Consider the following 26,212-nt stretch of genomic DNA (forward strand, 5'->3'; position numbering starts at 1 on the left):
TATGACCACCCAGACGGATCCGCTCTGGTACAAGAAGGCAGTCATCTACGAACTCCACATCCGCGCGTTCCACGACTCCAACGGGGACGGGCACGGAGACATCCCAGGTCTCATCGAGAAGCTGCCCTACCTGCAGGACCTGGGTGTCACCTGTTTGTGGATCCTGCCGCACTACCCCTCGCCCTTGAGGGATGACGGCTACGACATCGCGGACTTCTACGCGGTGCACCCGGACTACGGCACGCTCGCGGACTTCCAGCGCCTGGTGGACGAGGCCCACAAGCGCGACATCCGCATCCTGAGCGAGCTCGTCGTCAACCACACGAGTGACCAGCACGCCTGGTTCCAGGAAGCGCGGCGGGATCCCAAGAGCCCCAAGCGCGACTACTACGTCTGGAGCGACACGGACGACAAGTACAAGGAAGCGCGCATCATCTTCACGGACACCGAGCGCTCCAACTGGACGTGGGATCCGGTGGCCAAGCAGTACTTCTGGCACCGCTTCTTCAGCCACCAGCCGGACCTCAACTACGACAACCCCGAGGTCCAGGAGGCCATGCTGGACGTCATGCGCTTCTGGCTGAACATGGGCGTGGACGGCTTTCGCTGCGACGCCGTGCCCTACCTGTTCGAGCGCGAGGGGACCAACTGCGAGAACCTCGCGGAGACGCACGTCTTCCTCAAGAAGCTGCGCAAGACGATCGACGCCGAGTACCCGGACAAGATGCTGCTCGCCGAGGCCAACCAGTGGCCCGCGGACGTGCGCGTCTATTTCGGTGACGGCGACGAGTTCAACATGGGCTTCCACTTCCCCGTGATGCCCCGCCTGTTCATGGCGGTGCGCCGCGAGGATAGGACGCCCATCGTGGAGATCCTCCAGCAGACGCCGGACATCCCGGAGAGCTGCCAGTGGGCCATCTTCCTGCGCAACCACGACGAGCTCACGCTCGAGATGGTGACGGACGAGGACCGGGACTACATGTACCGGGAGTACGCCACGGATCCGCGCATGCGCATCAACCTGGGCATCCGGCGGCGGCTCGCGCCGCTCATGGACAACGGGCGGCGGCGCATCGAGCTGATGCACAGCCTCCTGTTCACCCTGCCCGGCACCCCCGTCATGTACTACGGGGACGAGATCGGCATGGGGGACAACATCTACCTGGGCGATCGCAACGGCGTGCGCACGCCCATGCAGTGGACGAGCGATCGCAACGCGGGCTTCTCGCGCGCGGACAACGCGCGGCTGTACGCGCCCGTCATCGGCGACCCCGTCTACGGCTACCAGAGCATCAACGTGGAGGCCCAGGAGCGCACGCGCTCGTCGCTGCTCAGCTGGGTCAAGCGCCTCATCCGCGTGCGCCAGCGCTACCCCGCCTTCGCCATGGGCAAGCTGCGCTGGCTCAACCCGGACAACCGCAAGGTGCTCGCCTTCATGCGCGAGCACGAGGGCCAGTCCATCCTCATCGTCTGCAACCTGTCGCGCTTCGCCCAGCCCGCGGTGCTGGACATGCGGGATTGGGAGGGCCAGGTGCCCATCGAGCTGATGGGCGAGACGCCCTTCCCGATGATCTCCCACCTGCCCTACCAGCTCACGCTGGGGCCCTACATGTTCCTGTGGTTCCGCCTCGAGAAACTCGCTCCCGGGAGGGGAATGCCATGACGGCACCGATCGATCTGACGAAGCTCCCGGACTTCCTGCGCAGCCAGCGGTGGTTCGCGGGCAAGGCCTGGCCCATCAAGTCCGTGTCCACCCTGGACAACGCCACCGTGGAGCTGCCCGGCGGACGCACCTTCACCCTGGCCGTGCTGGAGGTCATCTACGAGCTGGGCTCGCCCGAGCGCTACCTCCTGCCCGTGCTGCCCTCGGACGACGGCGTCAAGGACGCCTTCGAGGACCCCGAGGTCCTGCGCGCCCTGTTCCAGCTCATCCGCGAGAAGCGCGAGGTGCCGAGCGCCTCGGGCAAGCTCGTGGGCGAGTGGCTCGACACGGCCGAGGGGCTGGTCGCCCTGCCCTCGCCGGTGCCGGTGCGCCGGCTCCAGGTGGAGCAGAGCAACACGTCCATCGTGGTGGCCGAGAAGCTCATCCTCAAGGTCATCCGCAAGCTGGAGCCCGGCATCAACCCCGAGTACGAGGTGGGCCGTTTCCTGGCGACCCGGACGTCCTTTCGCGCCACCCCCACCCTGCTCGGCGCGCTCCAGTCCGAGGGGCCCGCGGGCGCCACGCTCGCCGTGGTGAATCGCTTCATTCCGGACGTGGTGGACGGCTGGCGCTACACGCTGGAGTCCTTCCGCCGGGGCCCGGCGCTCGACGCGGCCTTCGTCGGGGACGTGCGCCGGCTGGGCCAGCGGCTGGGGGAGCTGCACCACGCGCTCGCCTCCAGCACGGATGATCCGGCGTTCACCCCCGAGCCCCTGCTCGCCGAGGATCTGCAGCGCTGGAGCGCCTCCATCATGGGGGAGATGGGTGTGACGCTCAGCCAGGCGGCGCGCCACACGCCCGCGCTGGAGGACCGGCGCGAGGATCTGCTCGGCCACGTGCGGCAGCTCGCGCACGTGCCGCCCTCGGGCCAGAAGATCCGCATCCACGGCGACCTGCACCTGGGCCAGGTGCTGCGCTCGGAGGGGGACTGGCTCATCTTCGACTTCGAGGGCGAGCCGGGCCGCACCTTCGCCCAGCGTCGGGAGAAGTACTCGGCGCTCCGGGACGTGGCGGGCATGCTGCGCTCCTTCGACTACGCGGAGGCCACGGTGCGGCTGGAGGGGCAGGCCGAGGGCGAGCGGCTGCAGCCCGCGCGTCAGGCGTTCCTCGAGGGCTACCGCGCCGCCACCCAGGGCGCGCCCTTCCTGCCCCAGGACGAGGCGACCTTCAGCGCGATGCTGGGCGCCTTCGAGCTGGAGAAGATGCTCTACGAAGTGCGCTACGAGCTACAGAACCGGCCGGACTGGGTGCGTATCCCCGTCCAGGCCCTCATGAGAATGGAGGTCCGCAAGTGAAGAAGCCGACGGATCGTCAGCAGATCGACGCCGAGCTGCAGCAGATCGTGGAGCTGCGGCACGGCGAGCCCCACCGCGTGCTGGGCATCCACCCGGACGGGGACGGCGTGGTGGTGCGCACCTACCGCCCCGACGCGGTCTCCATCCACGTGCTGCCCGAGTTCGGCGGCCGCATCCCCATGACGCAGCGCCAGAACGGCGTCTTCGAGGCGCGCATCAACGGCCGCCAGGACACCTTCAACTACCAGGTGGAGGTGGAGTACCCCGGCAAGAAGACGTTCACCCTGCGCGACCCCTACAGCTTCCTGCCCACGCTGGGCGACATGGACCTGTACTACGCGGGCGAGGGCCGCCACGAGGCGCTGTGGAAGCGCATGGGCGCGCGGCCCGTGCACCACAACGGCATCAGCGGCGTGGCCTTCTCCGTGTGGGCCCCCACCGCCCAGAGCGTGAGCGTGGTGGGTGACTTCAACAGCTGGGACGGGCGGCTGCACACCATGCGGCGCATGGGCGCCTCGGGCATCTGGGAGCTGTTCATCCCCGAGGTGGGCGAGGGCACGCGCTACAAGTTCGAGATCCGCGCGGGCCAGGGCGGCCAGCGGCTGCTCAAGTCCGACCCCTTCGCCTTCCGCACGGAGGTGCCCCCCGCCACGGCCTCCGTGGTGCACGACCTCAACCACTTCCAGTGGTCGGACGAGGGCTGGATGCGCGAGCGCTCCACCCAGGACGTGCACCGCAAGCCGTGGAGCGTCTACGAGGTGCACCTGGCCTCGTGGCGGCGCGTGGTGGAGGACGGGGACCGCTCGCTCACCTACCGCGAGATGGCGCACGCGCTCGCCGACTACGTGAAGCAGACGGGCTTCACCCACGTGGAGCTGATGCCCGTGTCCGAGCACCCCTTCGGCGGCTCCTGGGGCTACCAGGTGGGCAACTACTACGCGCCCACCGCGCGCTTCGGCCACCCGGACGACTTCCGCTACCTCGTCAACCACCTGCACGCGCAGGGCATCGGCATCATCCTCGACTGGGTGCCCGGCCACTTCCCGCGCGACGCGCACGCCCTGGGCCAGTTCGACGGCACGGCGCTCTACGAGCACGCGGATCCGCGCCAGGGCTCGCAGCCGGACTGGGGCACCTACGTCTTCAACTTCGGCCGCAACGAGGTGCGCAACTTCCTCATCGCCAACGCCCTCTTCTGGTTCGAGGAGTACCACCTGGACGGCCTGCGCGTGGACGCGGTGGCCTCCATGCTCTACCTCGACTACAGCCGCAAGCACGGCGAGTGGGTGCCCAACCGCTGGGGTGGCCGCGAGAACGAGGAAGCCATCGCGTTCATGCGCGAGCTCAACGACAAGGTGCGCGCCAAGTACCCCGGCGCGGTGATGATCGCCGAGGAGTCCACCGCGTGGCCCAAGGTGAGCCAGCCCACCCAGGAGGGCGGCCTCGGCTTCCACTTCAAGTGGAACATGGGCTGGATGCACGACACGCTGAAGTACTTCAGCAAGGATCCCATCTACCGCCAGCACCACCACAGCCAGCTCACGTTCGGCCTGCTCTACGCCTTCAGCGAGCACTTCATGCTGCCGCTGAGCCACGACGAGGTGGTGCACGGCAAGGGCTCGCTCATCAACAAGATGCCGGGGGATGCGTGGCAGAAGCGCGCCAATCTCCGCGCGCTGCTCGCGTGGATGTGGGCCCACCCGGGCAAGAAGCTGCTCTTCATGGGCGGGGAGTTCGGCCAGCCGGCCGAGTGGAACAACGACAAGAGCCTCGACTGGCACCTGCTCCAGGACAAGGGACACGCCGGCATCCAGGCGCTGGTGGGGGACCTCAACCGGCTCTACCGCGCCCACCCCGCCCTGTACGACGCGGACCACGAGCCCATGGGCTTCCAGTGGCTGCAGCCGGACGCGGCGGACAACAACGTGCTGGCCTTCGTGCGCCGCTCGCACCAGCCGGGCGGCCACGTGGTGTGCGTGGCCAACCTGTCGCCCGTGGCCCGCGAGGGCTACCGCGTGGGCTTCCCCCGGCACGGCGGCTACGTGGAGCTGCTCAACACGGACGCGGAGGGCTACGCCGGCTCGGGCCTGGGCAATCACGGCTACGTCCAGACCGAGCCCCAGGGGTGGGACGGCCAGGACGCCTCGGCGCTGCTGACCCTGCCGCCCCTGTCCGTGCTCTGGTTCACGCCGGGGTAGGTCCCAGGCCCGCGCTCGCTCCCCCGCCCGCTCGTGGTTGTCCCGGCGGCGGGGGATGCGAACGGTTGGGGGACCACACCAGCAGTGGAGGACCCCACATGGCGACGGCGGCGACCCTGACGGCGATGCAAGGGCAGTTGGCCCACCACTCGGCCCTGCCCCTCCGGGCCACCTTGAGCTCGGTGATGCTCTACCACGGCATCGGGAAGCTGCGGCCCAAGGGCCTGGAGGAGACCACCCACGTCTTCGACAAGCTGGGCATCACCCCGGCCCGTCCCTGGGCACTCGCCACCGGCTGGACCGAGGTGGGCGTGGGCGTGCTGTCCTTGCTGGGCATCGGCACCCGGGTGGCCGCGCTCGCGGTGCTGGTGACGCAGGCGGTGGCGATCGCCAAGGTGCATGGCCCCAACGGCTTCGACAGCCGTCAGGGCGGCTACGAGTACAACCTGGCGCTCATCGCCACGGCGCTGGGCCTGCTGCTCGGTGGCCCCGGGGGCCTGTCCGTGCAACAGGCCGTCGTGCCCTCGCGCGCGCGCTGGACGCCGCCCTGGCGCCGCGCCACGAGCCGCCGCCGCGCCCTCTTGTCCCTGCTCACGGCCTGAGCGCGGGCACGGCGTCCAGGCTCGGGCGCGACAAGAGCCGCAGCGTCTCGAGCAGCTCCTGGCCGGGCTCCCGGCCCCGCCGCATCGACACCAGCACCCGGCCCGGGCGCTCCGCCGCGTCCAGGCACGACTCCACCCAGTGCTTGACCAGCGGGTGGGGGCTGATCTCCAGGAAGGTGTCGTGGCCCTCGGTGATGAGCGTGTCCAGGCCCTCGCGCAGGAGCACCGGCTCGGAGAGGTTGCGCACCCAGTAGTCCGCGTCCAGGCGCGGGCCGGCCAGGTCCCGCCCCGTCACCGTGGACACCAGCGGCACCCGCTCCGGCCGCGGGCGCACCCCGGCGAGCCGCGCGCGCAAGTCCTCGCGCAGGGGGTTGACCTGGGGGCAGTGCGCCGCCACCTCGGAGTCCACCCGGCGCGCCACCACCCCGCGCTCGCGCAGCACCTCCAGCGCGCCGTCCAGGGCCGCCGGCTCCCCGGCGAGCACCGTCCACTCGGGGCTCGCGTGGATGACGGGCCACAGCTTGCCCTCGCTCAGGGCCGTCACCTCGCCCATGCGCTCCCAGGGCTGGCTCACCACCGCCATGGCGCCCCGTCCCCGCAGCCGCCCCATGGCCCGGCCCTGCTCGCAGATGACGTGCAGCGCGTCCTCCAGCGACAGCACCCCCGCCACGTGCGCCGCCGCCACCTCGCCGATGCTGTGCCCCACCACCGCCGCCGGCTCCACGCCCCACGAGCGCCACAGCGCCGCCAGGGCGATCTCCATGGACACGATCGCCGGGCAGCTCACCTCGATGTCCCCGAGCGGCGCCTCGCGCGCCGTCACCACGTCCAGCAGGGACCAGCCCAGCCGCCGCCGCACCTGGACGTCACACGCCCGGAGCACCATCTCGAACACCGTCGAGCGCTCCAGGAGGGCCCGGCCCATGCCCGCCCACTGCGAGCCCTGGCCGGAGAACACGAACACCGGCCGGAGTCGGCGGAACGCGCTCGCCCGCTCCCCCACCCTCGGCGACTTCCCGGACGTTCTCCACATGCCCCGCTCCCAGGTGGGGGCCGTTCCACGGACCGTGAAGCCGCGAAGCAACCGCCCCCAATCAATTCAGCAGTGCTGGATTATTACCCTCCACTTGGCACGAAGCGAAAGAAGTTTTGCAACGAACGAAGATTAAAAAGGCTTTCCCTGTCTTCCAGAGAACGAAGAGTTGCCCCGCTGTCGTGGTGGGCTGTCATGCAAGCGACCGTCCAAGGCCTTTGGAATCATACCTTCGTGCTCTGGCGGTGCGTCTCGGAGGGCCGTAAAACATGACGCCCATGAGCCAGGTTCGCTATCAGTTGCTGGGTCCCCTCATCCCGGGTGAGGGCACCCGGCCGTCCCTCGCCCTGGCCCTCGAGCAGGGCGCGCCCCCCGTCCCGGTGGTGGTGGTGTGGGCGCCGACCGAGGTCGCCCAGGACGCCATGATGCTGGCGCGGCTCCAGAAGGAGACGGAGCGCGCGGTGGTGTTCGAGCACCCCCACATCCTGCGCGTGCACGGCCTGGTGACGCTGGATGGCCGGGTGGCGCGTGTCACCGAGTACGCCGACGGTGAGCCGCTGCGTCACGTGCTGGATGTGTGCCCGCGGCTGCCCCCCCCCTTCGCCGCGCTGATCGCCGCGGACGTGGCCATGGGTGTGCACTACGCCCACGTGGCGGGCAACGATGACGGCACGCCCTTCGTCCACGCGGATCTGCGGCCGGAGACCATCATGGTCTCCTTCCACGGCGTGGTGAAGGTGTCCGGCTACGGCGCGCTGAGCGTCGCGCCTCGCGAGGGCAATGGCCGCCGCGTGCGCAACCGCCGCCTGTACAGCGCCCCCGAGCAGCTCATGGGCGGACGCGAGGCCTCGTCGGTCCCCACGGACGTGTTCCTCCTGGGCCTCTTGCTGCACGAGTGCCTCTCCGGGCGCAAGCCGTTCCAGGACTCCATCGATCCGGACAAGGCCATCCTCTCGCGGCCCCTGCCACCCTTGCCCGAGGAAGTGCCGCTGCCCTTCAACGAGGTCATCCGCCGCGCCACGGCCAAGCGCGCCAAGGAGCGCTACGCGAGCGCGCTGGCGTTCCGCGAGGCGCTGGTGGCCATCGTGGGCGAGCTGCCCACGCCCACCGCCCTCGCCGAGTTCCTCGCCAAGCAGCTGCCGCGCGACACCGAGACGCGGCGCGCACGCCGGGCGATGATCGATCAGGGCATCGTCGAGCTGACGCACCCGGCGCCCTCGGCGGCGCTCGTGGCCGCGCCGATGCCGGTGGCCGCGCCCGCCGCCCCGGCTCCCACTCCAGCGCCCGCCCCGGCGCCCGTCGTCGAGGCCGCGCCCGCGCCCCGGTTCGAGGCGGCCTCGGTGCTGCCCACGCCCCTGCCGCCCACGCCGGGCATCGAGGTGCCGCCCGCCGCCACCGCCCAGCCCCAGGGCGAGCCCGTGCCGGTGACGGGGCCGCTCGTGCCCGGCATGCTGGTGACGCCGCCCGCCGCGCCCGCGCCGGCCAGACGCTCGCGCCGCGCCTCCACGGCCCTCATCAGCGCGGTGGGTGTCGGGCTGCTGGTGAGCGCCGTGGGCCTCATCTGGACCATCCGGGGCCGGCCCGCACTGTCGGTGACGGATGACACGGGCGCGCCGGTGGACATCACCGCGCCGGTGCTCATCGTCGAGGAGCCCGTGGACGCGGGCGTGCCGCCGCCCACGGTGCAGCCCAAGACGGGCAGCGCGGTGCCGGTGGTGCCCGCGGCCACGGTGCCGCCCACGCTCGTGGAGCTGATGGTGAGCCCCGACGTGGCCATCGCCATCGACGGCCGGAACATGGGCCACACGCCCTTGCAGGTGCCGCTGCCGCCGGGCCGTCACATGGTGACGCTCGTGGACGAGGCCAAGGGCCTGCGCACCGCGCGGCTCATCGACGTGCGGCAGACGACGGAGAAGGTGACGTTCAACATCAAGCTCACCATGGGCTCGGTGCTCATCCAGGCGCCCGCGGGCGCCCAGGTGTCCCTGGATGGCCGGGCGCTGGGCACCGCGCCGGTGGTGGATCAGACGATCTTCGAGGGCGAGCACCGCCTGCGCGTCACCCAGGACGACGCCGTCTGGGAGCGCGACTTCGTGCTCACCGGCGAGCAGCGCCTGGTCTTCACCGCGGACATCATCGGGGAGTAGGCGGTGAAGGGGGCGCGCCCCGCCCTCTTCACCCCACCGATGACCCGTGCTCAGGCCAACTGTCTGGCCAGCCCGACGCGCAGCAGCGACTCGACGTGCGCGCGTGTTTCCGCGTCCAGGATGAACACGTGGGTGCCCCGCGTCCCGCGCGTGAGCAGCACCCGGTAGACGTTGCGCAACTTGGCCAGGGCCTCGGCTTCACTCGTGCGCACGTCCCGCTTGAAGGTCTTGTCCTTGTTCTTGGAGAGGTCCGCGACCCACCGGTCCGTGCGCCAGACGAGATCCTCGCCCCAGATCACGCCCACGTGATCGAACTCGAAGCCCTGCACCGAGTAGATGGAGCCCACCTGCTCGTAATAGGCATCCTCGTTGGCCCAGCGGTAATACTGATTGTCCAGGGGCTTGCGCCCCTGTCCCGTCTTCTCGATCCAGGGCGCGCTCCAATCCCCGAAGCGCTTGTCCTTCACGTCGTGCACGAGGCGGGTGGCGCCCGTCCCCACCGGGGACCATGACCAGCAGTACCCCGCGATGATCCGGCAGCGGTAGTTCTGGTGCTGGAGCGTGCGCAGCCGCCGATCCATTCGTGCCATGTCGGTCTCGACCGTGACCTCGTACTCCTCGCGCGTCTTCCAGGAGAGGTCGGCCTGCGGCGAGAAGCCCAACAGCATGTCGACCCATTGGACGTAGCCATCGCTGCCTCCACACCGGAACTGAATGTCCAGCTCCAGCTCGACGAGCCGCACGCCCATGCGCTTCGCGGCCTCGCGCACGACATCCGAGTGACCGATCTCCCCCGCGCGCACCGCCTGGTGGTCATCGAGGAAGAAGGCCGTGACATGGCTCGCGCTGATGACCTCCTCGATCATCGGCGTGTCGGAGAGGTGGCGAATGGTGCCATTCGGGAACTTCAAGCGCCGGAACTCCCACAGCCGATGCGCCTCGTCGGCGACCGTCAGGTCGAGGACCTGTCCTTGACGTGCTCCCGCCTTGGCGACCTCCGAGAAGGTGCAGAAGAGCTCGTCCACGGGGAGCTCCTTCTTGAAGCGCGCGCCTTGGAGCTGCTTGTGCAGGTTCGCCGCGAACGCGAGGGTCTTGCCCTGGAGGTTGGTCTGAAAGGCCTGGGAACCCGTCGCATGAATCACCCGCCAGCTCTTGCGCGCGCCATGGGCCAGGAGTTGAAGGGCGAGGACACTCTTTCCCGTCCCCGGCCCGCCCTTGATCAACACCACCGTGCGCGTGCCATGGGCGCGGCCCTCCTCCACGGCGGTGATGATTCGCAGGTAGGCCTGCCGCTGCACATCGAGAAGCCGCCACTCGAACTCGCCATGAATCGTCTGAACGACCATGTCGAGCAACTTCTCCGAGGGGCGTGGACGCCCGGTGGCGATGAGGTGCGCCGCCCGGGTCCCCTCGCCGTGTCCGAGCTGCTCCTGAAGCCATTGCGCGAACCGCCCCAGCTCCCGCTTCATGAACAGGGGATATTCGCGAGCGAGATCCCCGAAGGCGTCTGGATCCCTCAACAAGGCGATGGCGCGGACATCCTCCATCGCATGGAGCCAGACGCAACCCGTGATGTGGACGCCCTCCTGCACGAACGCGGAGTGGTAGTAGCGCAGGTAGTCGACGTAGCCCTTGACCTGGGCGGAGGGATGACGGCGGCTGTCATTCATGACGACCACCTCCTCGCGCCAGGGAGATTTGCCCACACTCGTCCACTGCTTGAGTTCGACAACCACGGCCGCGGGCGCGCCCTCGGGCTCGCGCCCCGTCAACACCGCGTCACAGCGGCGTCCGCCCATGGGCATCCACAGTTCGACGAAGATCTCCGAGCGGCACAGGCGCTCGTCGCGGAGGACCTCCGCCAACGCGCGCAGGGAGTGCTTCCACGACTGCTGCTCACCACTCGAAGGGGCCTCGCCTTCGATGACCTCGAATCGCTTCTTCAGCAGACCGGGAAGCGTGCCCGCGTCCACGTCCTCGAGGAATCGAGGAATCGGTGCTCGGTAGAGATGAGGTGTCCCGACGCGCGACAGCGAGGCGGCTGTGTCCTCACTGTCCGCGACGCCAGGAAGAAGGTCCGAGGGCATGGGACGAATGTAGCTGAACCCCGGGCGTGAGGCGGCCTGGGAGAGGACCCCCCACGGTGGGAACACGAGACGAGACCCACGGGCAGGGCTACAGCAGTCCGTCCAGCACGGACTGCCACAGCAGCTCGCCCGCCGTCTCGTAGGCGCGCTCGGGGTCCACCAGCGGCAGGGACAGGCGGGGCGTGTGTGCCAGCCGCTCGTCCACCACCACCCGGGGGGCCTGCTCGCGGAGCAGATTCACCAGCGCCCGCATGTTGTCGAACGCCGACAGCTCCCGCCTCGCCCCCAGGCCCGCGAAGTCCGTGTCCCGGGTGAAGGACAGCCACAGCCCCTCCCCATAGGCCCACAGGAAGGGGTGGACGTCGTCCTCGCGCACCGTCACCTCGCGCGTCCGGGGGCGGCGGTTGAAGCCGTCCTTGACGATCTCCGTCTCGGTGCGCGTCGTGGCGACGAGCCGCTTGCCCGGCAGGAGCAGGCGCACGTCCTCCCAGCGCACCTCCCGGCGCTCGCCCCGCTCCCCTTCCAGCGCCAGCCCCGTGGGCCCCACGGAGAAGCGCCGCACCCCCAGGGGCGTGGCCAGGCGCGACAGCAGCTCGCCGCTCACCACCGCGAAGCCCTCGGCCCGCAGCGAGTCCCGCACCCGGCGCGCCTCGGGCAGCGGCATCCGCGCCAGCACCACGGGCGGCGGTTTGCCGAGCCGCAACCGGAGATCCACGAGCCCCATGCGCAACGTCCGCCCCAACCGGCCCAGGGCCTCCTCGTCCTCCAGGGACGGCACCCGCATCAGCGCCAGCAGGCCGGTGCTCAAGGTGAAGGACTCGGTCCGCACGGGCACCGGGGCGGGCTCGGCCACCGGCGGAGGAGGCGGCGGCGCGGACGTCGGCTCGAGACGGGCCCGCAGCTCGGCCACCTCGCGCCGGGCCTGCTCCAACTGGCGCTCCAGGGACTCGCGCTCCCGCGCGTAGTGCGCCCGCAGCTTCGTCAGGGCCTCCTTCGACTGGCGCAGCTCCACCTGGGTGCGCTCCAGCCGGTCTCGCAGCTCTCGCGTCTCGCTCATGGGCGTCAGCGCCGCGTCAGGGCCAGCCGCGCCCCGAACGCGATGAACACGCACCCCGTCAGCCGATCCATGCCCCGCACCACCGCGGGCCGCTTGAGGGTCCGGCCCAGCGGCACCGCCGCGCCAATCAACGCCAGGCCCCAGAGCAGGCCCAGGCCCACGTGGATGACCGCCAGGAGGAACGTGTAGCCCGCGACCGGAACGCCCTCCGGCACGAACTGGGGCAGGAGCGTGACGTAGAACACGCCGACCTTGGGGTTGAGCAGGTTGGTGAACAGCCCCCGGCGCAGCCAGTCCCTCGCGCCCGTGGCCCCCGCCGCGCGCTCCGTGCCGGCGACGTCCAGGCCCGTGCGGGGTTCGCGAATCAACCCGATGCCCAGCCAGACGAGGTACGCGGCCCCGGCCCACTTGAGCCCGGTGAAGGCGACCTCCGAGGCGGCCAGCAGCGCGCCCAGTCCCAAGGCCACCAGGGCCCCCCACACGAGGCAGCCCAGTCCGATGCCCAGCGCCGCGAAGGCCGCGCGCCGGGGCCCCTCCAGGGTCGCGGTGCGCAGCACCATCACCGTGTCGACGCCCGGGGTGATGGTCAGCACGCCCGCGGCGAACAGGTACGTCAGCAGGGATTGGGTGATCGTCATGGCGCGCTCCAGTCCCTCGCCACTATGCCCCTGGCGACTCCCGCCGGAAAGCCAGGTGCTAACGTCCCCGAGCGTCATCGCCTGGAGGGGAAGCACATGCGCCGTGTCCCGCTGCTCGTCGCCGTCGCCATCACCCTGCTGAGTGCGAGCACGCCCGTGCGCGCGCAGGACGACCATGCCCACACCGAATCCATCGCCCTCGCGGGAGGCGCGGACTGGCGCTCCCTGGCCCAGGACTGGCTCATCCTGCCGGAGGGGAGCCAGACGCTGGCGGGCAACCTGCGCTTCCTCACCGCCGAGGGGGGCCTGGGGGAAGGGCCGCTGCGCTTCACGGACGTGCTCCTGGTGGACGTGAACGGGCGGATGGCGGTGGGCGGCCGGAGCGAGGTGTTCGGCGGGCTCACGCTCTTGCCCAAGCAGCCCAGCCGCACGGGCGAGGTGGTCTGGCAAGGCGTCCAGCTGGGCGGGCGCGTGGGCCTCGGCGAGCGCTACGCGGCGTCCCTGCGGGCGCAGGTGGGCCCCACGCTCGCGCACACGGGCAACTGGCTGATGGCCGAGCTGGCCATGGAGGGCCGCAAGAGCCTGCACGAGACGCTGGTGCTGCAGGGGCTGGTGGGCGCGAGCGCCACGGGGCTGCGCCTGGACGACGGCGCGCGGCGGCTCGGCTTTGGCGAGGTGGTGGCGGACGGGACGCTCATCTTCCGCGAGCCTCGGGGCATGGTGGCCATGTGGCTGGGCACGCAGCTGCGCTTCCCCGTGGGCCGGTTCGCCTCGCCGGGCAGCGCGCGGGACGCGCTCGATCCCCAGACCCGCGTGCAGTTCCGCCTGGGCGGCGTGCTGTCCTACATCGACGAATGGGACATCTTCGCCGAGTTCTCCGTGTCGGACCGGGGCGAGCTGAGCAATCCCTCCACCACCCTGCCCATCCTCGATGGGGGCTTTGATCAGACGACCCTGACCCTGGGCCTGACCCGGCGCTTCCACCGCGAGGACAGCCGACGGCGGTCGCGGTAGCCCATGTGCCCTCCAGGTCTCCGACGCCTGCTCCTCCTGTGTGGAGCCCTGATCCAAGCCGCGTGTGCCTTCCCCATGCCCCATCGGGGTGGGCCCGGCATGCGGCCCGTGGGACGCTCTCCAGGCGTGACGTCTCGCTACGAGCAATCCTGCGCACTCCATCCCGCCTGTGCGACTCCCTCGCTCAGCGGAGAACTGGTCGCCCCGGCGGTCTTGAACACCACGGTCAAGGTGGTGCAGACGGTGCGTGGCGTGCTGACCTTGAAGGACTTCCTGGACGAACAGGAAGTGGCCCAGGTCGAGGACATCCTCGTGCAATGCGCCAGGGACGCGGATTTTCAGGTCAACGAGCGAGAGTATGGTCGGGGCAAGGTCCCGGACGACAACGAGTGTGAACGGGTCGTTCGTCACGACCGGGATGGTGGCGAGGTGACGCGTGCCATGGAACTCGGGACGATGAAGCACGCGGAAGCTTTCGCGTGTGTCGAACGGCGTCTGGGCCCGCGATTTCCCGAGCATCTGAGCCGGGAACCTCGTTACGGCAGGAGCCCCTCCACGGGCGGGTATGCGCTCAGCGATAGGAAGAAAGACTCGCTCGTGCCGGACATCGTCCTGCATTTCATGCGCGATGCGAACAGGATCCAACGCCTCTACGACTTCTACTTTCCCTGCACTCGCCAGAAAAAGAGCAATCCCCTGGGCGAGGCGGAACAAACGCTTCGAGACAAGCTGGGGAAGTACGAACGGCTTCCGGGCGCGCACCCTCGATCCCTCGTCACCCCCCAGCTGGGAATCAGCCGATGAGCCACCCATGGCCCGTCATCCGCCATGTCTCCGCACGGGATCCCGGACGACTGGTCGTACGTGAGGTCATCCGGCTCGTGCTGTACCTGCCATGCGATCACGTGGAAATCGCCGGCCAGGTGAGCCAGGTTTTCGAGACGTATCTGCGGTCCGTGAGCGGCCATCCCCTCCCCTTCTCCGAATACTCTCTGGGAGGGGACACGACCCCGCTGAGAGCGGACGGTTGGACGCGGATTCGCGACGCCCTGTCGCCTCCTCGAGGAGAACGCTTCCTGGAGGACGAGGACGACGAGGCGTATGTCGATCGCCGGGTGAAGGCCGGGTTCCAACGGATGGTTCAGCTGTCGAGCCTGGACGCGGGCGTCAGTGGCTTCGGCTTCTTCTATTGGGCCCGGCTCCCATGGCGCGAGCCCGTGGAGGATGAGGTCAGTCTACTGAGCCTGTCCTGGCCCACGGAGTACCTCGCGGCGCAGGGGTCCGAGCACCTGCGAACACTGCTGATTCAATTGGCCTCCCTGCTGCCATTTTCCTCGGGGCATGCGGGCCTCGCGTTCTCCTCTCCGAACCTCCAGGGACCTCCGCTGGAACGGGTCCGCGACGAGGCGCTCCGCTACCCAGGCGTCGAGGTCACGCACGGGCAGCGCTTCCTCGGGGCCTGGATCGACGGCATCCATTGGCTCAACTTCCTGGGTCCCGACGCCTTGAAGGCCCAAGGTGGCATCGAGGCCCTGCGCTCCAAGCTGCGGGCGCCGGAGACGCTCCTCCAGGAGATGCCCGGGGGCGGGGCCCTCGTGACCTTGGGCGCCGAGCCCGAGGCGGGAGACCTGGCCCAGGGGCAACGGCTGCCCGCGTACCGAGAACTGGCGCATGTCCTGGACGCCACATTGCTTCCCTGTCCACCCCAGCTCACCTGGCGAGGGTGGTTGCCCGAAGAACCCCGTCGCTGGTGGCGGCGATTCCTCGACTGAGGCCACCCGGAGACTCGTGCGATGGTGCGGCCTCCTATCCCTGGGAGGCTCTCCGCATGCGCTGTCGTTCCGCCGTTCCGCTGCTCCTGCTGTCGTGGTGGCTGTGCTGGCTTCCCGGTGCCCGCGCCGCCGAGCTCACCGTGTGGCATGGCTACCGGGCCTCCGAGCGCGCCGCGCTGGAGAAGGTCGTCGCCACGTTCAACGCGGCCCAGGGCGACAAGGGCACGCGCGTGAAGCTGCTCGCGATTCCCTCGGACGCCTTCACCGACAAGATCTCCGCCACCCTGCCCCGCGGCACCGGCCCGGACGTGTTCGTCTTCCCGCAGGATCGGCTCGGCGGCTGGGTGGAGGGCGGCAACCTGCTCGAGCCGCTCGATTTCTTCCTCGAGCCCGCCGTGCGCGGGCGCTACGTGCCCGGCACCCTGGAGGCCCTCACCTACCGCGGCACCGTCTACGCCCTGCCCCTGGACTTCAAGTCCATCACGATGCTGTACAACAAGAAGCTGCTGCCCACGCCGCCGCGCTCCACGGGCGAATTGCTCAAGGCGTGCAAGACGCTGGGCGCGAGCCCCGCGGGCCAGGGCGGCGTGTGCCTCGCCTACCCGTACACGGACTTCTACTACCACGCGGCCTTGATGCAGGCCTTTGGCGGGCGCGTGTTCGACCCCGGCCCCAAGGTGCGCCTGGACGCGCCGGAGAACGTCAAGTCGCTCGAGTTCCTGCTCAAGTGGACGGCGCAGAAGGGACTGCTCCCGGCCGAGCCCTCCACCGCGCTCGTCACCTCGCTCTTCAACGAGGGCAAGGCCGCCATCGTCTTCTCCGGGCCGTGGTTCATCGGGGAGATCGCCCCGGGCGTGGACTACGGGCTCGCGCCGCTGCCCACCGTGGACGAGGCGGGCGGCAAGCCCATGCGGCCCTGGCTCACCGTGGAGGGCGTGGCCATCTCCTCGAGCTCCAAGCACAAGGACGCCGCGTTCGCCTTCCTCGCCTACCTCACCGGGCCCGAGGGCGCGCGGGTCATGGCCCTGGAGGGTCGGCAGAACCCGGCGCTCGCCCAGGTGTACGAGGATCCGGCGGTGGCGAAGGATCCCGTGCTGTCGGCCATCCGCGAGCAGGCGCGCACGGCGGTGGCCATGCCCAACCTGCCGGAGATGACCATGGTCTGGGGCCCGGCGACGTCGGCCATGAACGCCGTGTCCCACAAGCTCTCCCCCCCCAAGGCCGCCCTGGAGGAGGCCCAGCGCACGGTGCAGAAGGAAGTGAAGGCCCTGCGGCGGGGCACCGTGGAGGCCGCGCCCAAGCCCTGAGGGCCGGGTGCGACATGCCCCCCTGAGACGCGGGGGAGCCCCGTCTGGAAAAGGCCCCCGGGCGTCTCTACCCTGCACAGGGGTGGTGGCAACACGGGGGCGGTCGAGCGGGCGACGGGGGGCGGCGGGCGGATGAACGAGGAACTCGGCAGTGAAGAGGGGTGGGAGCACGCCGCGTGGGGGCTGGACCGGCTGAGCACGCAGACGCGGCTCTTGGATCCCCTCACGGAGCGCTTCCTGCTCGAGGCGGGGCTGCGGCCCGGCATGCGGGTGCTGGACGTGGGCGCGGGCCCGGGGGACGTGACGTTCCTGGCCGCGGGCATCGTCGGGCCCCAGGGCCGCGTGGTGTCCCTGGAGGCCTCCGATTCGGCCGTCTGGGCCATCCGCTGCCGCGCCATGGAGCGGGGCCTCACGCACGTGCACGCGCTGCAGGGCACGCTGGACGAGGCGCGCTTCCACGCCCCGTTCGACGCCGTCATCGGGCGCTTCGCCCTGATGAGCGCCCCCGAGGTGCCCGACACCCTCTACCGGCTCGCGTCCAACCTGCGCTCCGGGGGCCTCCTCGCCGTGCAGGAGCTCGACTTCGGCGGGGCGCGCGCCATTCCCTCCTCGCCCACGTTCGAGCGGGTGCTGTCCTGGGTGACGCGCACGCTGGGCAAGGTGGGCGTGCACACCCGGCTCGGGCTGGAGCTGCGCCGGCACTTCCTGGACGCGGGCCTGCCGGATCCCTCGCTGCGCATCGAGGAGAACATCGGCGGCGGGCCCTCGTTTCCCGGCTACGCGATGCTGGGCGAGGTGCTCCAGGGCCTCCTGCCCACGATGAGCCGGCTGGGCCTGGTGCGCCCCGAGGAGCTCGACGTGCCCACCGTGGTGCGGCTGCTGCACGAGGAGGTGGGGGCCTACGGCGGCGTGCTCGTGCTGCCCTCGCTCGTGGGCGCGTGGGCCACCCTGCCCTGAGGCTCACGTCAGCGTGAAGGACACCTCGCCCACGCCCTCCACGGCGCCCTCCACGCGGTCGCCGCGCTGCAGCGGACCCACGCCGTGCGGCGTGCCGGTGAAGAGGAGGTCCCCCGGCTCCAGGCGCCAGAGCTGCGAGGCCTTGGCGATCACCTCCGCCACGCTCCAGATCATGTCGGTGATGCGCGCGTCCTGGCGCGTCTGGCCATTCACGTTCAGGTGGATGCGGCCCTGGGGCGGCGCCACACCCTCGGCGCGGCGCAGCACGCCCAGGGGCGCCGACGCGTCGAAGCCCTTGGCCGCGTCCCACGGCCGGCCGCCCTTCTTGGCCTCGGCCTGCAAGTCTCTCCGGGTCAGGTCCACGCCCGCCGCGTAGCCGTACACGAGCGACAGGGCCTGCTCGGGGGTGACGTTCTCGCCGCCCCGGTGCAGCGCCACCACGAGCTCGATCTCGTAGTCGAGCTGGCCGGTGGAGGACGCGAAGGGCACGGGCTCGCCCGGCACGCGCACGGCATCCGCCGGCTTGGAGAAGAAGAAGGGCGGCGTGCGCGTGGGATCCGAGCCCATCTCCCGCGCGTGGGCGCCGTAGTTCTGCCCCACGCAGTAGATGCGGCGCACGGGGAAGCGGGCGGAGGTGCCCTCGATGGGCAGGCTGGGGCGCGCGGGCGGCGCGAAGACGAAGTCGGAGGAGGCGGTCATGCCTCCAGGCTTAACGCTTCGCGCCGCCGACGGGAAGAGGGCGCGGCCTCAGCGAGCGGCGGCGTGCTGCTCGCGGGCGTGGGTGTTGGCGTCGGCCACGACCAGGGCCGTCATGTTGACGATGCCGCGCGCGGTGACGCGGGGCACCAGCACCTGCAGGGGCTTGGCGATGCCCAGGAGGATGGGGCCCACGAGCAGGGCTTCCGTCGCCGCGGACAGGAGCGTCATGGCGATGTTGGCCGCGTCCAGCGTGGGCATGACGAGCAGGTTGGCCGAGCCGGTGAGCGGGCTCTGGGACACGAGCCGGTGGCGCAGGGCCTCGCTGAGCGCCGTGTCCGCGTGCATCTCGCCGTCCACCTCCAGCTCCGGGGAGCGCTGACGGATGAGCTTGAGCGCCTGGCGCATCTTGCGCGCGGACGGGGAGCTGCCCGCGCCGAAGCTCGAGTGCGACAGGAGCGCGGCCTTGGGCGTCAGGCCGAAGCGGCGCACGGTGTCCGCCGCCAGGAGCGTCATCTCCGCCACCTGCTCGGCCGTGGGGTCGATGTTGACGTGGGTGTCGCAGAAGAACAGGGCGCCGTTCTGCAGGATGAGGCTGGAGAGCGCGTAGATGCGGCTCACGTCCGGGCGCTTGTCGATGATGGGCAGCACGTGCGTCATGTGCCGGCTCCAGTCGTCCCGGCTGCCCACCAGCGCCGCGTCCACCTCGCCCGCCTCCAGCATCATCGCCGCGGTGATGGTGGGCCGGCGCAGCACCCGGCGCTCGGCGGCCTCCAGGGGCACGCCCTTGCGGTCCACCCGCTTCTGGTAGCGCTGGACCAGCCGCGCCATCAGCTCGTGGTCCTCGTTGGGGTCCACCACGCGCACGTTGCCGCCCACGGTGAGCCGCAGGCCCAGCTCCTGGACGCGCTGGGTGATGAAGGAGCGCCGCCCGATGAGCACCGGGTGGGCGAGCTGCTCGTCCACCACGCTCTGCACCGCGCGCAGCACGCGGTCATCCTCGCCCTCGGCGTACACCACGCGCTGGGGGTTGGCGCGCGCCACCGCGAACACCGGGCGCATGAGCTGGCCCGAGCGGTAGACGAACAGCTCCAGCTCGCGCTGGTAGGCCACGAAGTCCGCGATGGGCCGGCGCGCCACGCCCGAGTCCATGGCCGCCTTGGCCACCGCCGGGGCGATCTTCAGGATGAGCCGCGGGTCGAACGGCTTGGGGATGATGTACTGGGGCCCGAAGACGGGCGCGGCGCCGCCGTAGGCCTGGGCCACCACCTCGTTGGCCTCGGCCCGGGCCAGCTCCGCGATGGCCTCGGCCGCCGCGCGCTTCATGGGCTCGTTGATCTCCGTGGCGCCCACGTCCAGCGCGCCGCGGAACACGAACGGGAAGCACAGGACGTTGTTGACCTGGTTGGGGAAGTCCGAGCGGCCCGTGGCCACGATGGCGTCCGGGCGCGTCTGGATGGCCACGTCCGGGCGGATCTCCGGCTCGGGGTTGGCCAGCGCCAGGATGATGGGCTTGGGCGCGAGCAGGGAGAGCCACTCGGCCTTGAGCACGCGCGGCGCGGACAGGCCCAGGAACACGTCCGCCCCGCCGAGCACCTCGGGCAGCGTGCGCGCGGTCGTCTTGTGGGCGAAGCGCGCCATGTTGGGCGCCATCTCGTCGCCCCGGTCCGCGTGGACCACGCCCTTGATGTCCGTGAGCGTGACGTTCGCCACGGGCAGGCCCATCTCCACGAGCAGGTCCACGCACGCGAGCGCCGCGGCGCCCGCGCCCGAGGTGACGAGCTTGATCTCCTCGAGCTTCTTGCCCTGGAGCACGAGCCCGTTGCGGATGGCCGCCGCGCACACGATGGCCGTGCCGTGCTGGTCATCGTGGAAGACGGGGATGTTCATCTTCTGGCGCAGGGCGCGCTCGATGACGAAGCACTCCGGGGCCTTGATGTCCTCCAGGTTGATGCCCCCGAAGGTGGGCTCGAGCGCGGCCACCACGTCGACGAAGCGCTCGATCTCCGTGGCGGCCACCTCGATGTCGAACACGTCGATGCCCGCGAACTTCTTGAAGAGCACGGCCTTGCCCTCCATGACGGGCTTGCCCGCGAGCGGCCCGATGTTGCCCAGGCCCAGCACCGCGGTGCCGTTGGTGATGACGGCCACCAGGTTGCCGCGGGCCGTCAAATCCCGAGCGGACTCGGGGTCCGCCACGATGGCCTCGCACGCGGCGGCCACTCCGGGGGAGTAGGCCAGCGCCAGGTCGCGCTGGGTCGCCATGCGCTTGGTGGGCTCGATCGCCAGTTTTCCGGGCCGGGGCAGCCGGTGGTAGTCGAGCGCCGCTTTGCGGAAATCCTCGTCCATCGCCATCGTGTGTCGTCCTCTGATCTGCTGGCCCTACCGGGTGGAGGCCTTCGCCTCGCGACGTCGCGCGTGGAGGATCCACTCGGTGTAGCCGTTGGGCTGTTCGCGGCCCTGGAATACCAGTTCCTGGGCGGCCTGGAATGCGGGCCCGTCGTAGCCGGGCGCCATGGGCCGGTACAAGGGATCTCCCGCGTTCTGGCGATCCACCACCCGGGCCATCCTTTTCATCGTTTCCATCACCTGCGCTTGGGTCACCACCCCATGACGCAGCCAGTTAGCCATGTGCTGGCTGGAGATGCGCAGCGTGGCGCGGTCCTCCATGAGGCCCACGTCGTGGATGTCCGGCACCTTGGAGCACCCCACCCCCTGGTCCACCCACCGCACCACGTAGCCGAGGATGCCCTGGGCGTTGTTGTCCAATTCTTGTTGGACCTCCTCGGGACTCCAGTCCCGGCCGGGCGCCAGGGGCGGGGTGAGCAGGGGGCCCAGGCCCGTGGGGGCGCGCTGCTTGAGGGCGTCCTGGCGGGCGAACACGTCCACCTGGTGGTAGTGCAGCGCGTGGAGCGTGGCGGCCGTGGGGGACGGCACCCAGGCGGTGGTGGCGCCCGCGCGCGGGTGGCCAATCTTCTGCGCGAGCATGTCCGCCATCTTGTCCGGCGCGGCCCACATGCCCTTGCCAATCTGCGCGCGGCCCTGGAGCCCGCAGGCCAGGCCCACGTCCACGTTGCGATCCTCGTAGGCCTGGATCCACGCCGTGGACTTGATGGCGTGCTTGCGCACCACCGCTCCCGCCTCCATGCAGGTGTGGATCTCATCCCCCGTGCGGTCGAGGAAGCCCGTGTTGATGAACACCACGCGCTCCTTGGCGGCGTGGATGCAGGCGGCGAGGTTGACGCTCGTGCGGCGCTCCTCGTCCATGATGCCGATCTTCAGCGTGTGGGCCGGCAGGCGGAGCAGCCGCTCCACGCGCGCGAAGAGCTCGTGGGCGAAGGCGACCTCCTCGGGGCCGTGCATCTTGGGCCGCACCGTGTAGACCGAGCCCGTGCGGCTGTTGCGCCCGGCGCCCGGGCCGCGCAGGTCATGCACGGCGATGAGCGAGGTGACGACGGCATCCAGGATGTTCTCCGGGATCTCCTCGCCCGCGCGGTCCAGCACCGCGCCCGTGTACATGTGCAGGCCCACGTTGCGCACGAGCATGAGGCTGCGGCCGTGCAGGGTGAGCGTGCCGCCGCCGGGGCGCGAGTAGACGCGGTCCGCGGCCATGCGCCGCTCGTGCGTCTTGCCGCCCTTGTCGAAGCTCGCCGTGAGCGTGCCCTTCATCAGGCCGAGCCAGTTGCGGTAGAGCAGCACCTTGTCCGCGGCGTCCACCGCGGACACGCTGTCCTCGCCATCCATGATGGTGGTGAGCGCGGACTCCACCCACACCTCCGCGATGCCCGCCGCGTCCGAGGCGCCGATGGAGTCGTTGCGGTCGATCTCCAGCTCCAGGTGCAGGCCGTTGTGGCGCAGGAGCACCGCGCCGGGCCGGGTGGGCTCGCCGCGCCAGCCCACGAACGCCTCGGGGGCCGCGAGCGCCGTGCGCTTGCCCGACACGAGCGTCACCCCGAGCGCGCCGCCCTCCACGGTGTAGGTGGCCGCGTCCGCGTGGGTGCCGTGCGCGAGGGGCACCACCTGATCGAGGAACTCGCGCCCCCGGGCGATGACGCGTGCGCCGCGCACCGGGTTGTAGGCCCCGCGGCGCATGGCGCCCCCGTCCTCGGACAGGGCATCCGTGCCGTAGAACGCGTCGTAGAGGCTGCCCCAGCGGGCGTTGGCGGCGTTGAGCGCGTAGCGCGCGTTGGTGGCCGGCACGACGAGCTGGGGGCCCGCGATGCGCGCCATCTCCTCGTCCACGTTCGCGGTGCCCACGGTGAAGGGCTCGGGCTCGGGCCGCAGGTAGCCAATCTCCCGGAGGAAGGCCTCGTAGGCGGCGGGGTCCACGGGCGCGGGGTGGGCGGCGTACCAGGCGTCGATCGCCTTTTGCAGCGCGTCACGCCGCTGGAGCAGGGCGCGGTTGACGGGGGCGAGCGCGGCGAGGAGCTCCTCCAGACCGGACCAGAAGGAGGCCGCGTCCAGTTCCGTGCCCGGCAGGGCCTCGCGCTCCAGGAACGCATGGAGCCGGGAGTCCACCTGCAAGCCACCCACTTGAATTCGCTGCATCGACCCATCCCCTTTCGATCGCCGCGTTCACGGCGGGGCGCTTCTTCCTTGGCAGATGGTCCCGGGATTGTCGACCCGCCCGGCGACCCGCCCGTCCGGGACACCCCGGCGGATTGGAGGCGAGTGAACAGGGACGCCACGCGAGTCTTCCCGGCAGGCTCGCTCAGGCGCAGCGCGGCAGCCGCACGCGGAAGGTGGTGCCCGCGTCCGGCCGGGACGTCACCTGCACCTGGCCCCCGTGCGCGCGCACGATGTGCTCCACGATGTACAGGCCCAGGCCCACGCTGCGGTCCTCGTGTCCCGCGCCCCCTTCCGCCGCGCGCTGCAGGGGCTGGAACAGGCGCGGCAGGTCCTCCGAGGGGATGGGGACGCCGCCGTTGTGGACCTCGAGCAGCACGTCCTCCCCTTCGCCCACGGTCCGCACCGTCACGGCGCTGTCCGGCGGGCTGTACTTGACGGCGTTGCTCACCAGGTTGCTCACCACCTGCGCCAGCCGGTCCCCGTCCCACTCTCCCAGCGTGTCCCCCTGCTGCTCCAGCAGGACCAGGCGCTCGGGGTGCGAGGCGCGCAGCTCGCCCACCACCAGGCGCGACACCTGGTGGATGTCCACCGGCGCGCGCTCCAGCCGGATGCCTCCGCCCAGCCGCGCCTGGGTGAAGTCGAGCAGATCATGCACCATGCGCACCGAGCGCTCCGTGCTCTGCTGGATGAGGTTGAGCGACTGCACGACGCGTGGATCCCTCGGGCCCTGGCGCCGCAGCACGTGCACGGCCATGAGGATGGCGCTCAGGGGGTTGCGCAGGTCGTGGCTGACGATGCCGATGAGCTGCTGCTCGAAGTCGCGCAGGCCGCGCTCCTCCTCGGCCAGCCGCAGGGCCTCCTGGCGCGCCTGCACCTCGCGGGTCACCTCCGTGGCCACGATGAGCACGCCCGCGGGGGCGTCCGGCTCCTCGCGCAGGGGCTCGTAGATGAAGTTGAAGTACACGCCCTCGGGCGCGGTGTCGGTGCCCCGCATGAGCTGGGCCCGCAGCTCCGTGCCCAGGAAGGGCAGCCCCGTGGACATCACCCGGTGCAGGATGTCGTCGAAGCCCTGCCCCCGCAGCTCGGGCATGGCCTCGAGCAGGGGCCGGCCGCGCACCTGCTCCTCGGTGCGCCCCCACAGCTGGCACACCAGGGCATTGGCCAGCTCGATGACGAGCCCCGGGCCGCGCAGGATGGCGATGGCCACGGGGGCGCGCATGTACGTCTCGTACAGGCGGATGCGGCGGCGCTCGGCCAGGGCCTTGAGCTCGATGGCCTCCAGGAGCAGCCGCTCGCGCTCGAGCCGCTCGCGCTCGCGCGCGGTGGCGTCATGCAGCACGAGCACCGCGCCGGTGAGCGCGTGGGCCTCGTCGCGCAAGGGGGTGGCGCTGGCGTCGACGGAGACCCGGGCGCCGTTGCGGCAGACGAGCAGCGAGGGCGTGGGGACGCGCCGGTCCTCCCCGCGCAGCACCTGCTCCACGGGGTGTGCCCGCGGCTCGCGCAGGTCCGGGCCGCGCAGGGGGAAGAACCGCGCGCTGGGCTGGTGCAGCACCTCGCCCAGGCTCCAGCCCGAGAGCTGCTCGGCCACGGGGTTGAGGAACACCACCCGGCCCTCCGTGTCCGTGACGACCACGCCGTCCGCGATGCTCACGAGCACCGTGGCGAGCCAGGCCCGCGAGCGGCTCGACTCCGCCTGGGCCGCCTCCACCTCGCGCCGCGCCCGCACCGTCTCCGTCACGTCCACGCCGTGCACGAGGATGCCGTCGATGCGGCCGTCCGGGCCGCGGGTGGGCCGGTAGTCGAAGCTGACGATCCGGGGCGAGGACGCGCCCTCGCGGCGCAGGGGGATGTCCACCTCGGAGGCGGCGAACGGCTCGCCCGTGGTGTACACCTGGTCGAGCACGCCGACCACGTACGCATCCGCCAGCTCCGGCACCACCTCGCGCACCATGCGGCCCAGCACGGGGCGATGTCCCAGGAGCCGCCGGCACGAGGCGTTCACCAGGGTGAAGACATGGTCCGGCCCCGACATGTGCGCCACCACGGGCGGCATCTGCTCGAGGAAGGACGAGAGGCGTGCGTACCAGCCGCGCTCCTCCTCCTGCCGGGCCGTCTGCTTGAGGCGGGCGTGCTCCCCCACCGCCTCGGCCTGGCTCGTGGACACCCCGTCCAAGAGCCGCTGCACCTCCGCCCACCGCACGGGCACGTCCTGGTGCTCGGCCTCGTCACAGAGCACGGTCCGCAGCACCTCGTACTCGTTGAGCAGCGAGCGCGCCTCCACGCCGAGCCGGAAGCGGTGGGCGCCATGCGCGCGGCCTCCCCGCGGCTCCCCACAGGGGGCCGGGGTCGGGCGCAGCCGCGTCACCCACTCGCGCAGCACGGCGCGCACCGGGTGGCGCCACTCCGCCGCCGTCAGTCCCTCCCAATGGGCGGGGGGCCGCACCCGCTCCGCCCATCGCTCCAGGATGACCTCGGTCCGTGCCTCGAGCACGTCCGCCAGACCCCTCATGACTGAACCCCCCCCGCTCGCTGTGGTGCCCTGCCGCTCTACTTGGCACGACAGCTTACGGGAGGATCAGCCCCCCGCCCCAATCCCGCGCGTCAGGGCCCGCGGGACAGGCGCTCGATGTACTCCGGGGGCAGGTCCGCGCTGCGGGCGCCTCGCACCAGGGCGTCGATGAAGCGCTGGCTCACCGGGCCATCCATCGAGGCGCGCCGCGGCGAGGTCACGAACGCCACGGCCTGCATCTCGTGGCCCTCCACGCGCACCCGCACCGCCCGCTCCACACACATGCTCGTCACCGCCCCCTCCTTGTGCTGGATGATGGGCCAGTCCTTGCCGGGGATGTCGAACACCCGGCCGAACACCCGGGCGCCCGGGGCATCCGTGAGCCCCGCCACCCGCCCCCCCCACCAGCGCGAGGGGAAGTCGTAGACGAGGTCCACGTCCAGCGCCTCGGCCAGGCGGCTCTGGGGCAGCTCGAAGAAGTCGTAGCCGTGCTGGGCGCGCCACTCCTCGAAGGCGGCCCGGTCCAGGATGGTGGAGTAGGCGAAGTAGAGCTTGGAGGTGGCGGTGTCGGCCTGGCTCCGGGCCTTCATCACCTGATCGTAGTGCGAATCCATGGGGGTGGGACTCCT

Annotated in this window: 19 protein-coding genes; 10 read left to right on the forward strand and 9 right to left on the reverse strand. The window is 70.9% G+C overall.

Annotated features, from left to right (window positions below):
* The first annotated feature begins 1 nt into the window (after position 1).
* The 4 genes from treS (at position 2) to I3V78_RS23820 (ending at position 5,797) form a co-directional block, all read left to right on the forward strand.
* Entirely contained in the window at positions 2-1,663 is a 1,662-nt protein-coding gene (gene treS, locus I3V78_RS23805; protein ID WP_204490738.1) for a maltose alpha-D-glucosyltransferase, read from the forward strand.
* Positions 1,660-2,997 carry a phosphotransferase gene (locus tag I3V78_RS23810; protein ID WP_204490739.1) on the forward strand — a complete coding sequence of 446 codons (1,338 nt, stop codon included), beginning with the start codon at positions 1,660-1,662 and terminating at the stop codon, positions 2,995-2,997. The genes treS and I3V78_RS23810 overlap by 4 nt, the downstream gene beginning before the upstream one ends.
* A complete protein-coding gene (glgB, locus tag I3V78_RS23815; RefSeq protein ID WP_204490740.1) occupies positions 2,994-5,195 on the forward strand; it encodes a 1,4-alpha-glucan branching protein GlgB in 2,202 nt (733 codons plus the stop codon). The genes I3V78_RS23810 and glgB overlap by 4 nt, the downstream gene beginning before the upstream one ends.
* 98 nt (positions 5,196-5,293) lie before the next feature.
* Entirely contained in the window at positions 5,294-5,797 is a 504-nt protein-coding gene (locus I3V78_RS23820; protein ID WP_239576554.1) for a DoxX family protein, read from the forward strand.
* Here I3V78_RS23820 and I3V78_RS23825 read toward each other — a convergent pair.
* Positions 5,787-6,830, reverse strand: coding sequence for an acyltransferase domain-containing protein (locus I3V78_RS23825; protein ID WP_204490741.1), 1,044 nt, complete (start codon positions 6,828-6,830; stop codon positions 5,787-5,789). The genes I3V78_RS23820 and I3V78_RS23825 overlap by 11 nt on opposite strands.
* A 278-nt stretch (positions 6,831-7,108) precedes the next feature.
* On the opposite strand from I3V78_RS23825, the gene I3V78_RS23830 reads away from it, so the two are divergent.
* On the forward strand, positions 7,109-8,977 hold the full coding sequence (locus tag I3V78_RS23830) for a protein kinase domain-containing protein (RefSeq protein ID WP_204490742.1): 1,869 nt from the start codon (positions 7,109-7,111) through the stop codon (positions 8,975-8,977).
* A gap of 50 nt (positions 8,978-9,027) precedes the next feature.
* Here the strand turns inward: I3V78_RS23830 and I3V78_RS23835 are convergent, their stop codons facing one another.
* The 3 genes from I3V78_RS23835 to I3V78_RS23845 form a co-directional block, all read right to left on the reverse strand.
* Complete coding sequence (locus I3V78_RS23835) at positions 9,028-10,950, reverse strand: DNA/RNA helicase domain-containing protein (protein ID WP_204490743.1); 1,923 nt, start codon at positions 10,948-10,950, stop codon at positions 9,028-9,030.
* A 202-nt stretch (positions 10,951-11,152) separates the two neighbouring features.
* Positions 11,153-12,121 carry a coiled-coil domain-containing protein gene (locus I3V78_RS23840; RefSeq protein WP_204490744.1) on the reverse strand — a complete coding sequence of 323 codons (969 nt, stop codon included), beginning with the start codon at positions 12,119-12,121 and terminating at the stop codon, positions 11,153-11,155.
* Positions 12,122-12,126: 5 nt separating this feature from the next.
* Positions 12,127-12,759 (reverse strand): LysE family translocator, encoded by a 633-nt coding sequence (locus tag I3V78_RS23845; protein ID WP_204490745.1) that lies wholly within the window; start codon positions 12,757-12,759, stop codon positions 12,127-12,129.
* Between the two features lie 96 nt (positions 12,760-12,855).
* Between I3V78_RS23845 and I3V78_RS23850 the strand changes: the two genes are divergently transcribed.
* From I3V78_RS23850 to I3V78_RS23870, 5 genes are all read left to right on the forward strand, one after another.
* Entirely contained in the window at positions 12,856-13,773 is a 918-nt protein-coding gene (locus I3V78_RS23850) for a hypothetical protein (protein WP_204490746.1), read from the forward strand.
* 126 nt (positions 13,774-13,899) lie between these two features.
* Entirely contained in the window at positions 13,900-14,577 is a 678-nt protein-coding gene (locus I3V78_RS23855) for a hypothetical protein (protein WP_338023729.1), read from the forward strand.
* Positions 14,574-15,545 (forward strand): type VI immunity family protein, encoded by a 972-nt coding sequence (locus I3V78_RS23860; protein WP_204490747.1) that lies wholly within the window; start codon positions 14,574-14,576, stop codon positions 15,543-15,545. Before I3V78_RS23855 ends, I3V78_RS23860 begins: the two co-directional genes overlap by 4 nt.
* 56 nt (positions 15,546-15,601) lie before the next feature.
* The gene (locus I3V78_RS23865) at positions 15,602-16,852 is read left to right on the forward strand and encodes a sugar ABC transporter substrate-binding protein (RefSeq protein WP_204490748.1); all 1,251 of its coding nucleotides are present in this window, start codon (positions 15,602-15,604) and stop codon (positions 16,850-16,852) included.
* Positions 16,853-16,984: 132 nt separating this feature from the next.
* Positions 16,985-17,809, forward strand: a complete 825-nt coding sequence (locus I3V78_RS23870; protein WP_204490749.1) for a methyltransferase domain-containing protein — start codon at positions 16,985-16,987, stop codon at positions 17,807-17,809.
* A 3-nt stretch (positions 17,810-17,812) separates the two neighbouring features.
* Here I3V78_RS23870 and I3V78_RS23875 read toward each other — a convergent pair whose 3' ends face one another.
* The 5 genes from I3V78_RS23875 to I3V78_RS23895 all read right to left on the reverse strand — a co-directional run bounded on the left by I3V78_RS23875 (position 17,813) and on the right by I3V78_RS23895 (position 26,197).
* On the reverse strand, positions 17,813-18,508 hold the full coding sequence (locus I3V78_RS23875) for a fumarylacetoacetate hydrolase family protein (RefSeq protein ID WP_204490750.1): 696 nt from the start codon (positions 18,506-18,508) through the stop codon (positions 17,813-17,815).
* 48 nt (positions 18,509-18,556) lie between these two features.
* The gene (locus tag I3V78_RS23880) at positions 18,557-20,860 is read right to left on the reverse strand and encodes an NADP-dependent malic enzyme (RefSeq protein ID WP_275583501.1); all 2,304 of its coding nucleotides are present in this window, start codon (positions 20,858-20,860) and stop codon (positions 18,557-18,559) included.
* Positions 20,861-20,887: 27 nt separating this feature from the next.
* The gene (locus I3V78_RS23885; protein ID WP_204490751.1) at positions 20,888-23,053 is read right to left on the reverse strand and encodes a malate synthase G; all 2,166 of its coding nucleotides are present in this window, start codon (positions 23,051-23,053) and stop codon (positions 20,888-20,890) included.
* Between the two features lie 163 nt (positions 23,054-23,216).
* Complete coding sequence (locus I3V78_RS23890) at positions 23,217-25,583, reverse strand: sensor histidine kinase (RefSeq protein WP_204490752.1); 2,367 nt, start codon at positions 25,581-25,583, stop codon at positions 23,217-23,219.
* Positions 25,584-25,675: 92 nt separating this feature from the next.
* Entirely contained in the window at positions 25,676-26,197 is a 522-nt protein-coding gene (locus I3V78_RS23895; protein WP_204490753.1) for a gamma-glutamylcyclotransferase, read from the reverse strand.
* Between the last annotated feature and the right edge of the window lie 15 nt (positions 26,198-26,212).

It is taken from the genome of Archangium primigenium, assembly GCF_016904885.1.
Taxonomy (GTDB): domain Bacteria; phylum Myxococcota; class Myxococcia; order Myxococcales; family Myxococcaceae; genus Cystobacter; species Cystobacter primigenius.

Coding starts and splice junctions, on each gene's coding strand:
- I3V78_RS23880 (WP_275583501.1), bottom strand. CDS start 20,860: ATGGCGATGGACGAGGATTTCCGCAAAGCGGCGCTCGACTACCACCGG.
- I3V78_RS23865 (WP_204490748.1), top strand. CDS start 15,602: ATGCGCTGTCGTTCCGCCGTTCCGCTGCTCCTGCTGTCGTGGTGGCTG.
- I3V78_RS23895 (WP_204490753.1), bottom strand. CDS start 26,197: ATGGATTCGCACTACGATCAGGTGATGAAGGCCCGGAGCCAGGCCGAC.
- I3V78_RS23850 (WP_204490746.1), top strand. CDS start 12,856: ATGCGCCGTGTCCCGCTGCTCGTCGCCGTCGCCATCACCCTGCTGAGT.
- I3V78_RS23810 (WP_204490739.1), top strand. CDS start 1,660: ATGACGGCACCGATCGATCTGACGAAGCTCCCGGACTTCCTGCGCAGC.
- I3V78_RS23885 (WP_204490751.1), bottom strand. CDS start 23,053: ATGCAGCGAATTCAAGTGGGTGGCTTGCAGGTGGACTCCCGGCTCCAT.
- I3V78_RS23820 (WP_239576554.1), top strand. CDS start 5,294: ATGGCGACGGCGGCGACCCTGACGGCGATGCAAGGGCAGTTGGCCCAC.
- I3V78_RS23860 (WP_204490747.1), top strand. CDS start 14,574: ATGAGCCACCCATGGCCCGTCATCCGCCATGTCTCCGCACGGGATCCC.
- I3V78_RS23840 (WP_204490744.1), bottom strand. CDS start 12,121: ATGAGCGAGACGCGAGAGCTGCGAGACCGGCTGGAGCGCACCCAGGTG.
- I3V78_RS23870 (WP_204490749.1), top strand. CDS start 16,985: ATGAACGAGGAACTCGGCAGTGAAGAGGGGTGGGAGCACGCCGCGTGG.
- I3V78_RS23845 (WP_204490745.1), bottom strand. CDS start 12,759: ATGACGATCACCCAATCCCTGCTGACGTACCTGTTCGCCGCGGGCGTG.
- treS (WP_204490738.1), top strand. CDS start 2: ATGACCACCCAGACGGATCCGCTCTGGTACAAGAAGGCAGTCATCTAC.
- I3V78_RS23890 (WP_204490752.1), bottom strand. CDS start 25,583: ATGAGGGGTCTGGCGGACGTGCTCGAGGCACGGACCGAGGTCATCCTG.
- I3V78_RS23875 (WP_204490750.1), bottom strand. CDS start 18,508: ATGACCGCCTCCTCCGACTTCGTCTTCGCGCCGCCCGCGCGCCCCAGC.
- I3V78_RS23825 (WP_204490741.1), bottom strand. CDS start 6,830: ATGTGGAGAACGTCCGGGAAGTCGCCGAGGGTGGGGGAGCGGGCGAGC.
- I3V78_RS23830 (WP_204490742.1), top strand. CDS start 7,109: ATGAGCCAGGTTCGCTATCAGTTGCTGGGTCCCCTCATCCCGGGTGAG.